We start from the raw sequence: 15,803 nt of genomic DNA, 5'->3' as shown, positions 1-15,803 counted from the left end.
GCTGTATATGGCCTAGTGGTGATAGTATCCCACTAGGCCATATAAGCTATTGCATCACTACCAGTGCTTGTCCCGGTCGAACGCGCGCCCCGCTTTTTATGAGGACTTGCGTCACTTCGCCCGCTTCTTGTGCAAAAACAGGGATTTCCATTTTCATGGATTCCAAAATGACGAGTAACTGTCCTGGCTGAACCTTATCCCCAATATCGACCTTGATCTCCCAGACACTTCCCGACACAGGGCTGTCTGCGATGAGGCTGTCCTCTGGCCAAACCTGTTCCTCTTGAAGCGTTGTTGTTTCTTCTGAGTGAAAGTCAAACTGATTGGTCGCATGCCAATGCGAAAGCTCAGCTTCAAAGGCCGCTTCTCGTTGCTGATTAAAGCGTGCAATGGATTCGCTTTCAGATTCAATCCAAGTCTGATAGTCAGCTAAGCTAAATTCCTGCTCTTCAATTGTGAGCGGGTACTGGCCCTGAGGAAAATCTTGACGTATTTTGATCAATTCCTCAGCACTGACTTCATAAAAACGTATTTGATCAAAAAATCGCAATAGCCATGGGGATTGGAACTCAGGGGTTTTGCGATAGCGATTCCACATTTGCAAGGTGCGTCCGACAAACTGATAGCCACCTGGACCTTCCATGCCGTATATACAGAGGTAGGCTCCTCCAATACCAACGGAGTTTTCGGCTGTCCAAGTGCGTGCTGGGTTATACTTGGTTGTGACCAATCGATGGCGTGGGTCTATAGGTGTGGCAAGTGGCGCCCCTAGATAGACATCACCGAGTCCCATCACCAAATAGGAGGCTGAAAAAACGATGTCTTTAACGGCCTCTAATGAGGGGAGTCCATTGATCCGACGAATAAACTCCAGATTACTTGGACACCAAGGTGCGTTTTTTCGCACAGACTGGCTGTACTTATCAATTGCTAACTGGCAAGCATCATCATCCCAGGATAAGGGTAGATGAACGATGCGTGATGGCACTTTCAATTCGTTAAGATGACTTCGCAGCCGCTCTTCACCTCTTGTTAACTGCTCAACCAGTTGAGCTGCACTTATCACCTGTGGGTTATAGTGTATTTGCAGCGAGCGTACACCTGGAGTGAGCTCTCTGATCCCGTCTAAATGCTGGTCGTGGAGCCATTGCATGAGGGCGTGGACTTTAAAGCGTAAGCCGAGATCGAGGTGTTGCTCACCATACTCCACCAGCATGAAATGATCACCGGCAAGACGAATGATCGCTTCATCTTTTCGATGTTTGGCCGGGATCTTGGCAAAGATGGCTGTCTCTGGCAAGAAGGTTTGCACCTCTAGGCTGCTCGGTATTAAGTTAGAGATACTGGCTGTTTGGAGAGCTTCAAGACTGACGGCATCGGCTAAGGCAATGGGAATGAACCGGACCTTGTCTCCCGAGCGGAGCTGACCCAGTTTCCAAAGGTCGGCTGTAATGACGGTTGCAGGGCTGACAAACCCACCGAGGGAGGGGCCGTCTGGACCCAAAATGACGGGCATATCTCCTGTAAAGTCGACAGCACCAAAGGCATAGGCGTTATCATGAATATTTGAAGGGTGTAGGCCAGCTTCCCCTCCATCACGTCGTGCCCATTGTGGCTTAGGGCCGATTAAGCGAACACCTGTTCGGCTTGAGTTGTAATGCACCTCCCATTCGTTTGCAAAGAAGGTTTGAATATCCTCTGGAGTGAAAAAATCAGGCGCGCCTTGTGGGCCATAAATGACACGAAGATCCCACCTAGACTGAATTTGAGGCTTAAGTGTTTTTGCTAATGAGGCAGGTGTTTCTATTGGTGTTACATCCGCGGATAGCGCAAGTACATCGCCCACTTGCAAAGCTCGACCATTGTGGCCGCCAAACTGGCCAAGAGTAAAGGTTGAGGCCGAGCCTAAATAGTCAGGGCACTGGATTCCGCCTCGTACACATAGATAGCATCTCGCACCCGTAGCAATACGTCCTATGTTAAGTGTATCTCCAGCTTCAAGATTGATGACTTCCCACAACGCCACGGATGTATCGTTATGTTTGACCTCAACCTCTGCCCCCGTAATGACGACTTGTGTGGGTGCTGAAAAAACCAAACTTGGACCTTGTAAGGTGATTTCTAGGCCGACTGCCGATTCTGGGTTGTTGAGAAGGCGGTTACCTAAACGAAATGAGTAGCTGTCAAAAGGGCCTGACGGTGGAATGCCGACGTGCCAGTACCCTTGACGTCCGGGAAAATCTTGTAAGGTGGTTTGTGTGCCTGCATGGAGCACATCGATTCTATGGCACTGGTGTGTAAAGTGATTCAAATACTGGGTGGTCACTTGGCCCGCTCGAAGTTGCGAGTCAGCAGTTAACGCGCGTAAATAGGCTAGATTGGTTTCACTGCCGTAAAGTTTAATCTCGTGCAATACATGATTGAGTTTGGCAAGTGCGGCTTCACGACTGGTATCATGGACGATCACTTTGGCCAGCATCGGATCAAAGTAGGGTGGAATTTCCATACCACTTTCAATCCAATGATCAATGCGTATTCCTTCACCCTCTGGGAAGAACACTTCAGATAAAAAGCCAGGGCAGGGTTTGAATTGTAAATATGGGTCTTCAGCATAGAGTCTGACTTGAACGGCATGACCGGATGCCTGGAGTTCTGAGGCTGCGTGCGTTAAATCGAAGGTGTCTCCACTGGCTTGGCGCAGCATCCATTCGACCAGATCAATACCGAACACGGCTTCTGTGACGCCATGTTCGACCTGTAGGCGCGTGTTCACCTCTAAAAAATAAAAATCCTGTGTGTCGGTGTCATAGATGAATTCAACAGTGCCCGCATTGCGGTACTGGACACTGGCCAATAAGGTTGCGGCGGTGTTGTGGAGTGCCTGTCGAGTCGCATCGGATAAATGGGGAGCAGGGCATTCTTCAACCACTTTTTGATTGCGACGTTGGCTTGAGCAATCACGTTCGCCAATCGCAATGGCGTTGCCTTTTCCATCACCAAAAACCTGGACTTCGATATGGCGAGCATGCTGGACAAACTTCTCCAAAAAAACACCATCATCCGAAAAGTTATTGGCACCAAGGCGTTTGACTTTATCAAAGGCGTCTCGTAGGGCTTCTTCGGAGTGACAGAGTTGCATGCCAATACCTCCTCCACCTGCAGTGGATTTAAGCATGATGGGGTAGCCAATACGGTTTGCTTCTGTACACGCATGGTTTACATCGCTTAACAGTTCCGAGCCAGGTAATAAGGGAACGCAGGCGGCTAAGGCTAGGCGTCGAGCTTCATGTTTCAGACCAAAGCGATGCATTTGCTCCGGTGTAGGGCCAATAAACACAATCCCCTCACGTTCGCATAAGGCCACAAACTCGGTATTTTCACTTAAAAAGCCGTAGCCCGGATGAATCGCCTGTGCGCCGGAGGCCTTACAGATTTGCAGAAGTTTGTCGGTGTTTAAATAGGTCGTAGCTGCGTTGCCGTCTCCCAGTGAGTAGGCCTCATCGGCTAAACTCACGTGTAAACTCTTGGCATCACATTCAGCATAAACGACAACCGAGGTGATATTAAGCTTTTTGAGTGTTCGGAGAATGCGCGTTGCGATGGCGCCACGGTTTGCAATAAGCACTTTAGAAAACATAGTCTATCCTGTGTGCGGGCCGTCCCGACAAACGTTTCTATCACAGTGGTCGTCCACTGGCGTTATAGGTGAGTCAATTGAACTCTGCGCTTACGACGCATCCCAGACCAAGAGTTCGATTGGCGTGGGGTTGTATCCATTACAAGGGTTGTTCAGTTGTGGGCAGTTTGATATGAGCACCAATACATCCATTTTTGCCGTCATTTCAACGTATTTTCCGGGAGCGGAAATACCGTCGGCAAAGGATAATCCGCCATCCGGTGTTACCGGTACATTCATGAAAAAATTGATATTATGGCCAATATCACGTTTGCTGAGTCCCAATTGCGGATGCTCGTTAATGGCAAGCATCCAACTGTCCCGACAGGCATGCATGCAGCGCTTTTCAAGGTCGTAGCGAACGCCGTTGCTTTCGGTCGCACAGGCTCCCCCCAGCGTATCGTGGCGGCCGCAGGTGTCAGCGACAATGACGAGCATTTCATGTTGCAAGTTGGACATTAAGCGGCTCCCTGTCGTGAGATAGAGTGCTTGCTGCGCTAGCAGCGTATCGCTCAGGCTGTAACGTTCAGAAGGATCGTTTGCATTGTAAAACAGCGTATCAGCGGCTTGATTTCCTTCCAAGTCGACTAAGCGCAGGGTTTGCCCTTCCTTGACTAAACCTAGGTAATAGTCACCCGAATCAATCGTTAGGCGTGTGACAGCTGTTTGGGGTTGACGTTGGCTTTCAGTGATCATGTGTTGTCTCCTTAGCGTCCCAAGTAATACAAGGCATTGTTTTCAAAACCCCGACGGTTTTCGGGACACGCGTTCAAGCATAGGTCATCGTCTTGCATTGCTTGTGCCATACCGAGCTCGATCAATATTGGACTGGCTGGATAGGTTTCAGCGTTATTGAGTGGGTGAGGGCAGGTGTGAAGAATTACGAGGCTATCCATTTCAAAGCGCAGCGTGACGTGAGCGGGTTGTGCATTGGGTTGTGTTACCCATGATAAGCGGCCATCTTCCTGTGTTATCACTTTGCTAAACAGGTTGAGGTTGGCAGGCATGTCGGCTTGGCTGAGTCCATATTTAGCCAATTCAACTAAAAAGGCATCCTGACCATTTTGGTGCCATTGATTTCGGTGGGATTGGTAGTCACGCTTCCCCCAGCGCTTGTCAATATCCACGGCCGTGCTGTTACCGCACAGGGTGTCATGCCAGCCAAAGGTGTCTTCTGTAACAGAGCAAAAGATACGCCCCATGTCCGAGTATAGACAGTGACCTTGCGTGAGTTTAAAGGTGTGTTGGCATTTTAAAGTGTCTGGTGCATTGTAGCGTTCCAGTAAGTTTTCTGGATTATAAAACAGCATGCCGACATTACCCGTGCCTTCCAGGTCGGTTAGGCGCATGGCCGTGCCTTTAGCCATACGCAAAGACCAGTGTCCGCCACCGGGAATTTGGGTTTTGTAGAGGGATTCTTTAATCATGCGTGGGTGTCTCCATTGATGGTTCGTCAGGGATGATGACTGGGCGCAGTTGGTTATCGATTTGCTCATAGAGCGACGTGTCAATTTTGCCAATGGGCAGATCGTAGGTAATGGTGGCACCATAGGCGCTTGGTGCTTGAGGATCGTGGCGTACCTTATCAAACACCCATAGACGCGTTCCTAAATAAAACCCTTCTTTTAGATCATGGGTCACCATGAAAACGGTTAGTTTGTAGGTGCGCCACAAATCTAAAACTAACTGGTGCATATCCGCGCGTATGCCGGGATCGAGAGCGCCAAAAGGTTCGTCTAATAGCAAAATTCTGGGTTTACCCAGTAAGGCTTGAGCAATGGCAAGGCGCTGGCGCATGCCTCCCGATAATTCATGCGGGTAGCGTGTTATGGCATGGCTTAGCCCAACCTGCTCAAGGATTTCGAGAGCTGCTGTGCGCGCGTCACGTTTGGCTTGACCGAACAAATATCCGCTAAATCCTTTGCGTGCAAACGCGCGTGCGGCCATCACATTTTCGAGAACCGTCATATGCGGAAAAACAGAGTAATGCTGAAAGACAATACCGCGATCTGAATCTGGCTCGGTGCGTATCGGTTGATTGTCGAGCAGTAAATCCCCCGTGCTTGGAGACTCGATGCCTAGGAGCATTTTTAAAAATGTACTTTTGCCACAACCCGAAGCCCCCACTAAGGTTACAAATTCACCTTCGTTCACGGAGATGTTAATGCGCTCCAACACCACTTGATCGTTATAACGCTTCCAAATGTTTTTTGCGGTAATCATCAATGGCCTCCTTTCACATGCCAAGGGAAGAGCTTGCGACTGAGCAGTGCCAATACTTGATCTAGGATAAAAGCAAGACAGGTAATCCAGGCGACATACGGAAGAATGACGTCCATCGACATGTAACGTCTGACAAGGAAAATGCGATATCCCAAGCCATCGGTTGATGCAATTGCCTCGGCGGCGATCAAAAAGAGCCAGCCAGCTCCCAAGGATAAGCGCACTGCATCCAGTAGTTTGGGCATCAGTTGGGGCAAGAGCACTCGAATTAACACTTGAGCGGTGTTGGCTCCGAGCGTTTGTGCTTTAATTAATTGCTCAATTGGGATTTCTTGAGTGCGGCGTTGGATGTCGCGTGCAATAAAAGGGGTGATGCCGATTGCAATCAGCGCCACTTTCGACAACTCCCCTAGGCCAAAGACAATGAATAAAATGGGTAGCAGTGCTAAGGGTGGGATTAAGGATAAGACAGTAATTAAAGGTGAAAACGTCGCGCCCATTAAAGGCAGGGCACCCGTGAGTAAGCCAATTAAAAGCCCAACGCTGGCCGCAATCAACATGCCGAGAAGTAAGCGTTGCAGGCTGCTCCAGGTATCCACCCAGAAAATATACTCTCCTGTGCGAACATTGGGCGTGAGTGCCATGCGTGACCACGCCTCGCCCATTTGGCTAAACGAAGGCAAGAGCTTGTCATTTGGATTGGCCTCTAAGCGCAGATCGGATGCGATCATATAGATCACCACACAGATCAACAGAGGTAATAGTCCCAAACAAAGTGCCGAAAACCGACTGGGCTTTATGTTCAATATGCGTTTCATAGTGTGTCCCGTCGGGTGCAGTGCACCCGTTAGTCAAAAGACAAAAAATAGAAGAGCAACTTACAATTCGTTGTCTGCAGCCAGCTGCATAACGCTTGGGTCGAAGCGTAATTGAACATAATCGGGGTTGCCGACAATGGCAGAGGGTGTTTGGATACCGATATACCCTGCGTCAGGAGCGCCATCACCCAATAATCCATGCGCAAAGGAAAACTCAGCCACCTTTTGCATGGTGTTGGGCAGGGTTTCACTTAATGCAAATTCAACGGCTTCTTGCGGGCTGTAAAACATCAGCGTGCTGGCGAGTTGTGCTTCATATCCGGCGAGGTCGGTGCCAGATGCCTCGGCCATCGCAGTACGAGCAGTAGTGGCTGTTTCAGCACCTTCTTGCATCATTGCAAGAGTTTCATACCAAGCGCCGACTAAGGCTTTACCCAGTTCAGGGTGCTGGTTGAGGGTGTCGGTGTTCACGACCAATAGGTCAATGATTTCACCCGGAATCTTTGACGAGTCAAAGACAAGGTTCATTGAGTCTTGGCTAAGGATTTCATTGAGTAAGGGGTTCCAAGTGGCAATGGCTGTAACAGAAGGGGTGGTTGAGATGGCGACCATATCCGCATCTGAGGTGTTCACAACACGGATATCACGCTCGGTGAGTCCCACTGTTTCAAGGCCACGGGCCAACATGTAATGGGATACGCTTAATTCGACCAGGTTCACGGATTGGCCTTTAATCCCTTCTAAGCTATCCACACCTTTTAACACAATGCCATCATTTCCATTCGAAAAATCACCAATAATCAGTGCTGTCGAATCAACGCCACCTGCTGCAGGAATGGTTAATGCATCCATATTGGTCATGGTGCAGGCGTCAAATTCGCCGACGGTGTATTGATTGATGGACTCGATGTAATCGTTAATTTGCACGACATCAATGGTGATACCGTATTTGTCGGCCCATTTGCTGACGATGCCTTCATCAGCCGCGTAGCCCCATGGCATCCAACCAACATAAATGGACCAGCAGATTTTAAAATGATCACGTGCCATGGCAGGCGACGACATCACTAAAATCGCGAGAGAAAAAAGAACTAAGCTATAAAAACGCTTCATAGGACACCTCACAGTTGTCACATTGGATGGAGTACTCTCGGCATTATCGCCGATCATCTCCCGGGCTTTTGTCCCGCCGTGTGACCTTCACTGTGAAGGTTGAGTGCTCTCGGACCAGTCATTGCAAGGTGCAATCGGAACCCTAGCGCTCTATTAAGGTAAATTGTGTGCTTTTCAGCATTACCGAGAATACTGTCAAGTTTACTCAATAGGCTTAGCAAACATGATGCCAACTTTATAATTCTTTTTAAATCATGGGATTAATGTTCTATGAATTAGAGTCTTGTGCTTTCAGTGCACCAAAATAGTCAGAGTGTGTTAGACAATGGGGCAAAAAGAAGGGGGTGTTAATCTATCGAGGTGTTTTCTGACTTCAGTTTTGCCGTCTGGTTGTCTGCCAAAGGTGCTGGATTCGCGTTATACTAGCGCCTTGCCTTTAAGTTCACTGATCATGTCGCGATTATACATTTCTCGCTTGCACTTTCTGTTGAGTCACTTCCTTTTGGATTTAATGGATAGGCTGCATCAAGTCTTGAGCCCGTGAGGCATGTGCAATTAATTTATGATTGGAAATAACCGAAAATGATTCAGACACCAAACCCTCTAAATGCAGTTGAATTGGCTGCTACAGTGGATAAGGGGATAACACTCAAAAACCATCGCTTCTCCGTTGCCCCCATGATGGACTGGACTGATAAACATTGTCGGTATTTACACCGTCTTATTTCAAAGCATACGGTTCTTTACACGGAAATGGTGACAACAGGGGCTTTGATTCACGGAGATACCAAGCGTTTCTTGGCCTATAACCCTGAAGAGCATCCTGTCGTGCTGCAACTCGGTGGTGGTGATCCGAGTGAGTTGGCCCTCTGCGCTAAAATGGCTGAAGATTATGGATACGATGAAGTTAACTTAAATGTTGGTTGTCCGAGTGATCGTGTTCAAAATAATATGATTGGCGCGTGTTTAATGGGGCATCCAGATCGTGTTGCAGACTGCATCGATCAAATGCAACAAGCGGTTGATATTCCAGTGACCATCAAGCATCGTTTGGGGATTGATGAGCTTGATAGTCAAGAATACTTGCTTGAATTTGTCAGAAAAGTACGCGACACAGGCTGCAAAACCTTTATCATTCATGCTCGTAAGGCAATTTTGCAAGGACTCAGCCCCAAAGAAAATCGTGACATTCCTCCACTTCAATATGAAAGAGTGTACGATGTGAAGCAGGCATTCCCCGATCTGGATGTTTGGATTAATGGCGGTATTCGAACCCTTGACGAAACGCAGCAGCATCTTCAACACGTGGATGGTGTCATGGTGGGACGTGAAGCCTATCAAAACCCATTTCTCTTGAGTGAAGTCGATGCATTGCTTTACTCTGATTCATCATCCATTAAAAGTCGCTTGGATATTGCGCATGCGTTTGAGCCCTATGTTGCGGAACAGTTGGCGAAAGGGATACCTCTTTATGCCGTGGTTAAGCACATGTTAGGGCTGTTTCATGGGCAGCGAGGTGGAAAGCAGTTCAGACGACACATTAGTGAAAACGGACATAAACAGGGTGCAGGGCTTGATGTTTACAGGCAAGCGCTTGAATTAGTCTCCTCTTAGCTTGGGATAGGTATTAATGAACCAATTAGAACAACTCAAACTCATGACCACCGTTGTAGCGGATACAGGCGATATCGATGCAATACGTCAGTTTTGCCCCGTTGATGCGACGACCAACCCATCCTTAATGCTGAAAGCAGCACAAGATCCCAAATATCAATATTTGTTGGACGAGTCACGTTCGTGGGCGCTTCAACAGGGTGGGGATAGCCAAACGCTTTTGGATAATATGAGCGATTATCTGGGGGTAAAGCTTGGCGCTGAAATCACGTCAATAGTGCCAGGGCGTATTTCAACCGAAGTGGATGCGCGTTTATCTTTTAATACGCAGGCCACCCTTGAGCGGGCCAAGCGTATTATGAGCCTGTATGAGGAGCAAGGGATTACGCGTGATCGAGTGTTGATTAAAATCGCATCGACATGGGAGGGTATTCAAGCAGCAAAGCAACTTGAAAAAGAGGGAATTCAATGCAACCTCACGTTGCTTTTTGGTTTTAGTCAGGCAAAAGCCTGTGCTGACGCAGGTGCTTTTTTGATTTCGCCGTTCGTTGGTCGGATACTCGACTGGTATAAAAAGACCCAGCCCGAGCAAGACTTCACGGGGGCAAATGATCCCGGTGTGCAGTCCGTCTCACGTATCTACGCGTTCTATAAGCAGCATGGCTATTCCACGATTGTCATGGGCGCAAGCTTTCGAAACATTCATGAAATCCAGTTGCTCGCGGGTTGTGATCGCTTGACCATTAGTCCCGCGCTGATGCAAGAGTTAGCCAACACTGATGCAACACTGGAGCGTCAATTGCATCCGCATCAAACAACGCAAGAGGACCCGTCGGGTGAGCTGAGTCAAGAGATCTTCCGCTGGGAGATGAATGAAGACGCCATGGCGACTGAAAAGCTAGCGGAAGGCATTCGCAATTTTGCAGCCGATCAGCGTAAGCTTGAAACACTCTTAAGCCAAGGTTGATGTGTAAAGAGAGTGGGGCAGGCGCTCCACTCAAAGAAGACTTTTTAGGTAAGTGAATAGTGTATAGCCTTTATTTCAAATACATGGGGCTCTAGTCACACATTCGTCATCTCTGTCTGTATAATCTCACTTATTTACCTGAGGCAAAGGCATGATCCGTAGTTACACGCTTCAAAATGAGCGCCTTATTGAGCAGGCATCAAAAACAGATGCTGAGGTAGATTTAAAGCAAGCCAGTTGGATTGATTTGCATGACTCATCCGATGAGGAGCGCAGTTTAGTTGATCAGCTTCACCCAAACAGCCTCCCCGAAGCCGATGAAGTTGAAGAAATCGAGGCCAGTGCGCGTTACTTTCTTGAAGGCCAAGATTTGCATGTGCATTCACTTTTTTTATATCAATCTGAAGGCCGTCATAAAACTGCAACCGTCGCATTTACACTTAAACCCGATGTTTTGTTGAGCGTTAGGGATGTGGATTTAGCCGACTTTCGGCTCTTACGGTTACGCTCCCGTCGTGGTTGGGTTGAAGCGGCATCACCTCTGCACATTATGACCGCTATTTTTCAGTTAAAAGTGGATAATTTGGCGGATCAGCTAGAAGACCTTTTGGGACAGCTTGATGATGTCAGCAGCCACATTTTGGAAAATCGAGATGAAGAGCTTGGCAGCCAAATGGATAAGTTGGCGAAGTTAGAAGACAGTAACGGTAAAATCCGCCTGTGTCTAATGGATACCCAGCGTTCTGTATCCTTTTTGTTGCGCAACATTCGTCAAAATGAAGAAGCTCAGGGAGAGTGTCGCCAGATCCTGCGCGATCTTGATACCCTCATGGCCCATGCCGCGTTTATCTTTGAAAAAATTGATTTTTTGATGAATACCTCGCAGGGCTTTATCAATATCCAGCAAGCTAAAATCATTAAAATCTTCTCGATTGCGGCTGTTGTCTTCCTTCCTCCAACCATGATCGCCAGTATCTACGGTATGAACTTTGAGTTTATGCCTGAGTTGGCGTGGACCTATGGTTATCCCTTTGCACTGGGAATGATGTTTTTATCGGGTATTACCCCTTATATGTTCTTCCGCTACAAAGGGTGGCTCTAAAGAAAAAGGGCATCTGTCTGTTTCCTCGCAACAACCAGTTGAGCTTTTTCGCAGTAGGTCAGTTCTAAGTCCGACAGTCTGCTAGACACGGCTTCTGCTTCATTCATATAGAGAGTGAAGCAGATAGATATTCAAGTTTTCTGTATATTCCAAAATAATATATTAAAATTTGTTGTTATAACTATTGTCTTGATATAATCTCCTCACACATAAAATCACTATAGATTATTTATTCTGTAAATAGATGGAGCTCATATGAAGCTAGTTAAACACGCCAAATCGGTTGCACTTGCTCTGGCCATAGGTCTGAGCTCTAGTCACTCCTTTGCTGCGGATCAAACCCTCCTGAACTCGTCTTACGATATCGCAAGAGAGCTATTTGCCAGCTATAACGAACATTTCGCGAGTGTTTGGAAGGAAAAAACAGGTAAGACGGTTGAAGTACGTCAATCACATGGTGGGTCTTCACGTCAGGCTCAGGCCATTATTGAAGGCTTACGTGCAGATGTTGTGACCTATAACCAAGTCACCGACGTGGATATTCTGCATACACGTGGAAAGTTGATTCCTGCAGATTGGCGTGACCAGTTACCGAATGCAAGCTCACCCTATTACTCAACCATGGCGTATCTGGTGCGTAAGGGGAATCCAAAGGGCGTCAGTAACTGGGATGACTTGGCGCGTGATGATGTCAGCAGCGTTTTCCCTAATCCCAAAACCTCAGGGAATGGTCGTTATACCTACTTAGCGGCCTATGGTTATGCGCAAAAAGCCTTTGAAGGTGATGAAGCGAAAGCAGACGAGTTTGTAAAAACCTTCTTATCACGTGTGGCTGTGTTTGATACAGGCGGTCGTGGAGCGACAACAACCTTTGTCGAGCGTGGCATTGGCGATGTCCTGATCACGTTTGAATCAGAAGTGAACAACATTATAGCTGAATTCCCGGATCATGGTTTTGAAGTGGTTGTGCCTAAAGTGAGCTTCTTAGCTGAGTTCCCTGTTGCTGTCGTAGAGCGCCATGCTACACGAAACGGTAACCTTGAATTGGCTAAAGCCTATTTAGATGAGTTGTACTCCGAAGATGCTCAACGTCTATTGGCTGGATTTAATTACCGCGTTCATAACGAAGTGGTTCAAGCCGAGTTTGCTGATCAGTTCCCAGCAGTAGAACTGCTGACAATTGAAGAAATTGCCGGTAGCTGGGACGACGCGATGAGCATCCACTTTGCCAATGGCGCAAAGCTTGATCAATTACAACGTCGTTAATTTTCGGAACAGGATAGTATAGGTATGTCACTGGCAATTGCCTCGTCATTGCCTCAGAGCCCCGGTAAGCGCGTCTTACCGGGTTTCGCTTTGAGCATGGGGATTTCGTTGTTGTTTATCAGTTTAGTGCTGCTATTGCCTATCACTGGGTTAATCGTGCAGACGGCTGGAATGACTTGGCAGGAATACTGGTTTGTTGTTAGTGATCCTCGAGTGGTCGCCTCGTATAAAGTTACTTTGTGGGCGGCACTTATTGCATCCTTATTTAACGGTGTTGTCGGTCTCTTATTGGCATGGGTCTTGGTTCGATACGAGTTCCCCGGAAAACGTATCGTGGATGCTCTAATGGATTTGCCGTTCGCGCTGCCTACAGCGGTTGCTGGGATTACACTATCGGCATTGTTTGCTCAAAATGGTTGGTATGGCTCAATGCTGGCCGAATTAGGCATCCAAGTAGCCTACACGCCAGTAGGGATTATTGTGGCCATGTCCTTTACCAGCTTGCCATTTGTGGTTCGGACGGTACAACCTGTACTTGAAGATTTGGCACCTGAGGATGAAGAAGCGGGTATCACCATGGGTGGAACGGACTGGACGGTGTTTCGCCGAATTATTTTCCCATCTCTGTGGCCGGGTCTATTAACAGGCATAGCACTTTCGTTTACGCGTAGCCTTGGTGAGTTCGGTGCGATTATTTTTATCGCAGGCAATATGCCGTACATCAGTGAAGTGACAAGCCTAATGATATTTGTACGTTTACAAGAATATGACTATGCCGGAGCCAGTGCGATTGCATCGGTGGTGTTAATGGCATCATTGGTTCTGTTGTTTTTAATTAATATATGGCAAGCGCATTATTTGCGTCGAATTCATGGTCGATAAGTATGCAAACACGAGCAAGTTTACGCGTCGGTGATCAACCTTGGGTTAAATGGAGTCTGATTAGTCTGGCTCTTTTTATTGTGGGTACTTTGCTCATCGTCCCCTTAGTGGCCATTTTTGTACAAGCCTTCGGTGATGGTGTTCAAGGGTTCCTGGCCAATATAACGGATACCTACACCCTTCATGCCATTAGTCTCACGTTGTTGGTTGCGGCTCTGACGATTCCCCTTAACTTAGTATTTGGGGTGTTCTTGGCATGGCTCGTCACACGGTTCGAGTTTCCAGGGCGTAAGTTGCTAATCACGTTAATTGATATCCCGTTTGCGGTATCTCCGGTGGTGGCTGGCTTGCTCTATTTGTTGTTGTATGGATCCAATGGTTGGTTGGGCAGTTGGTTGATGGACCATGATGTGCAATTGATGTTCTCCTGGCCGGGCATTTTGATGGTGACTGTGTTTGTGACCTGTCCATTTGTGGCAAGAGAGCTAATCCCCTTAATGCAGCAGCAGGGTAAAGAGGAAGAGGAGGCGGGTGTTACCTTGGGCGCGAGCGGTTGGCAGTTGTTCAGGCGAGTGACTCTGCCGAATATTCAGTGGGCACTTATTTATGGTGTTGTGTTAACCAACGCGAGAGCAATGGGTGAGTTTGGTGCTGTTTCGGTCGTGTCTGGAAATATCCGTGGTGAGACCAATACACTGCCATTGCATGTTGAATTGCTGTATCAAGATTACAATGCAGTGGGTGCCTTTACGAGCGCATCATTACTGGCGGGCATAGCCTTAATTACGTTGTTTGTGAAATCATTTGTCGAGTGGCGTCAAGCGCGTCAACGCAGAGTGCTGGATGAGGTGAGTGAATGAGTATTCGTGTTGAAAATATCAGCAAGCGCTTTGGACAGTTTCAAGCGTTGCAACCCTTGACGCTGGAGATTCCTGACGGCGAGCTCGTTGGTTTGTTAGGCCCGTCTGGATCAGGCAAGACAACCTTGTTGCGAATTATCGCAGGGCTTGAAACCGCGGATACGGGGCGCATCCTTTTTCATGGGCAAGATGTAACAAACGTACATGTTCGTGATCGTCGTGTGGGCTTTGTGTTTCAGCACTATGCTTTGTTTCGCCATATGACCGTCGCTCAAAATGTGGCGTTTGGTTTGGAAGTTCTACCTAAAGCGGAGCGTCCAAGTAATACTGAAATTTACAAACGTGTCGCTAACTTGCTGGAAATGGTGCAACTAGGACACTTAGCAAAACGCTATCCATCGCAACTCTCCGGTGGGCAAAAGCAACGTGTGGCGTTGGCGAGAGCCTTGGCAATGCAACCACAAGTCTTATTGTTGGATGAACCCTTTGGGGCATTGGATGCAAAGGTGCGCAAGGATTTAAGACGTTGGCTGCGAAGCTTGCATGATGAATTACACTTCACCAGCGTATTTGTTACGCATGACCAAGAAGAAGCTTTGGAGCTTTCCGACAAGGTTGTGGTGATGAGTGCTGGCAAGATTGAGCAGGTTGATAGTCCTCAAGAGCTATACTCGCGCCCAGAAAGTCGTTTTGTGTTTGACTTTTTAGGTCACATCAATGTGCTGGATGCGCAAGTGAAGGGCACACGTCTACAACAAGGCGATGCATGGGTTGAGTTGCCTAAGCCTATCACAGTGCCTGTGGCTCAACTCTATTTACGTCCTCATGAAGTTCATCTGCAACAGGTACCCGTGGCCCATGCAAACCTGCCTTTAACAATTAATGCTGTGAGTTTAATCGGAGCCGAAGTCCGTTTAGAGTTGCAACCTGATGGTTGGCAGGCGGATGAGCCCTGGGAAATCGGAATTAGCCACGCGCAATACAATGCATGGCAGCCGATGAGAGGGGATCGTTGCTACGCTGTCCCAGACATTGGGCACTTGTTTATGGAAGGCGTAACAGAGCCAGAGACCTTAACTTGGGCATCAACTTTGATTCAGGATCCGAACTTCCCAAAGCGTAGCGCGCATCTGGCTGAGGTCAGTTAAGGCATCTTAAAAAGGTGCGCGAAAGGCAGAGGTTAAGTGTAGATTAGCATTAAGCCGTGTTTAAAAAGATGAACCTGCAGGTTAAAATGAATATTAGGGAATTCCTATAATAGGAAAGTTATCAACACAGATAA

13 protein-coding genes and 1 riboswitch are annotated in these 15,803 nt (G+C 47.7%); of the genes, 7 read left to right on the top strand and 6 right to left on the bottom strand.

The features are described 5' to 3' along the window. Positions 1–46 precede the first annotated feature (46 nt). The 6 genes from uca to F5971_RS13480 all read right to left on the bottom strand — a co-directional run bounded on the left by uca (position 47) and on the right by F5971_RS13480 (position 7,830). Positions 47–3,637 carry an urea carboxylase gene (uca, locus tag F5971_RS13505; protein ID WP_193495392.1) on the bottom strand — a complete coding sequence of 1,197 codons (3,591 nt, stop codon included), beginning with the start codon at positions 3,635–3,637 and terminating at the stop codon, positions 47–49. 90 nt (positions 3,638–3,727) lie between these two features. Beyond that, positions 3,728–4,372 (bottom strand): urea amidolyase associated protein UAAP2, encoded by a 645-nt coding sequence (locus F5971_RS13500; RefSeq protein ID WP_036510408.1) that lies wholly within the window; start codon positions 4,370–4,372, stop codon positions 3,728–3,730. An 11-nt stretch (positions 4,373–4,383) separates the two neighbouring features. Then, positions 4,384–5,103, bottom strand: a complete 720-nt coding sequence (locus tag F5971_RS13495; protein ID WP_036510411.1) for an urea amidolyase associated protein UAAP1 — start codon at positions 5,101–5,103, stop codon at positions 4,384–4,386. Then, positions 5,096–5,899 carry an ABC transporter ATP-binding protein gene (locus tag F5971_RS13490; protein ID WP_036510414.1) on the bottom strand — a complete coding sequence of 268 codons (804 nt, stop codon included), beginning with the start codon at positions 5,897–5,899 and terminating at the stop codon, positions 5,096–5,098. Before F5971_RS13490 ends, F5971_RS13495 begins: the two co-directional genes overlap by 8 nt. After that, positions 5,899–6,717 (bottom strand): ABC transporter permease, encoded by an 819-nt coding sequence (locus F5971_RS13485; RefSeq protein ID WP_036510417.1) that lies wholly within the window; start codon positions 6,715–6,717, stop codon positions 5,899–5,901. The genes F5971_RS13490 and F5971_RS13485 overlap by 1 nt, the downstream gene beginning before the upstream one ends. 60 nt (positions 6,718–6,777) lie before the next feature. After that, positions 6,778–7,830: a putative urea ABC transporter substrate-binding protein gene (locus F5971_RS13480; RefSeq protein ID WP_193495389.1), complete on the bottom strand. Its 1,053-nt coding sequence runs from the start codon at positions 7,828–7,830 to the stop codon at positions 6,778–6,780. 55 nt (positions 7,831–7,885) lie between these two features. Next, positions 7,886–7,987, bottom strand: a riboswitch (guanidine-I (ykkC/yxkD leader). Between the two features lie 425 nt (positions 7,988–8,412). Here F5971_RS13480 and dusA point away from each other — a divergent pair. The 7 genes from dusA (at position 8,413) to F5971_RS13445 (ending at position 15,669) form a co-directional block, all read left to right on the top strand. Next, positions 8,413–9,444, top strand: a complete 1,032-nt coding sequence (gene dusA, locus F5971_RS13475; protein ID WP_081763792.1) for a tRNA dihydrouridine(20/20a) synthase DusA — start codon at positions 8,413–8,415, stop codon at positions 9,442–9,444. A 16-nt stretch (positions 9,445–9,460) separates the two neighbouring features. Next, positions 9,461–10,411 (top strand): transaldolase, encoded by a 951-nt coding sequence (gene tal / locus F5971_RS13470; RefSeq protein ID WP_193495386.1) that lies wholly within the window; start codon positions 9,461–9,463, stop codon positions 10,409–10,411. A 151-nt stretch (positions 10,412–10,562) separates the two neighbouring features. Then, positions 10,563–11,513 carry a magnesium/cobalt transporter CorA gene (corA, locus tag F5971_RS13465; RefSeq protein ID WP_036510420.1) on the top strand — a complete coding sequence of 317 codons (951 nt, stop codon included), beginning with the start codon at positions 10,563–10,565 and terminating at the stop codon, positions 11,511–11,513. A gap of 255 nt (positions 11,514–11,768) precedes the next feature. Next, entirely contained in the window at positions 11,769–12,779 is a 1,011-nt protein-coding gene (gene cysP / locus F5971_RS13460) for a thiosulfate ABC transporter substrate-binding protein CysP (RefSeq protein ID WP_036510423.1), read from the top strand. A gap of 24 nt (positions 12,780–12,803) precedes the next feature. After that, complete coding sequence (cysT, locus tag F5971_RS13455) at positions 12,804–13,661, top strand: sulfate/thiosulfate ABC transporter permease CysT (RefSeq protein WP_193495383.1); 858 nt, start codon at positions 12,804–12,806, stop codon at positions 13,659–13,661. Positions 13,662–13,663: 2 nt separating this feature from the next. After that, entirely contained in the window at positions 13,664–14,521 is an 858-nt protein-coding gene (gene cysW / locus F5971_RS13450; protein WP_036510426.1) for a sulfate/thiosulfate ABC transporter permease CysW, read from the top strand. Then, positions 14,518–15,669: a sulfate/molybdate ABC transporter ATP-binding protein gene (locus F5971_RS13445; RefSeq protein WP_193495380.1), complete on the top strand. Its 1,152-nt coding sequence runs from the start codon at positions 14,518–14,520 to the stop codon at positions 15,667–15,669. The genes cysW and F5971_RS13445 overlap by 4 nt, the downstream gene beginning before the upstream one ends. The last annotated feature ends 134 nt before the right edge of the window (positions 15,670–15,803 follow it).

Source organism: Nitrincola alkalisediminis, from assembly GCF_009821115.1.
Classification (GTDB): domain Bacteria; phylum Pseudomonadota; class Gammaproteobacteria; order Pseudomonadales; family Balneatricaceae; genus Nitrincola; species Nitrincola alkalisediminis.
The sequence above is the reverse complement of the archived record's forward strand: the minus strand, read 5'-3'. Positions and strand labels throughout refer to the sequence as shown.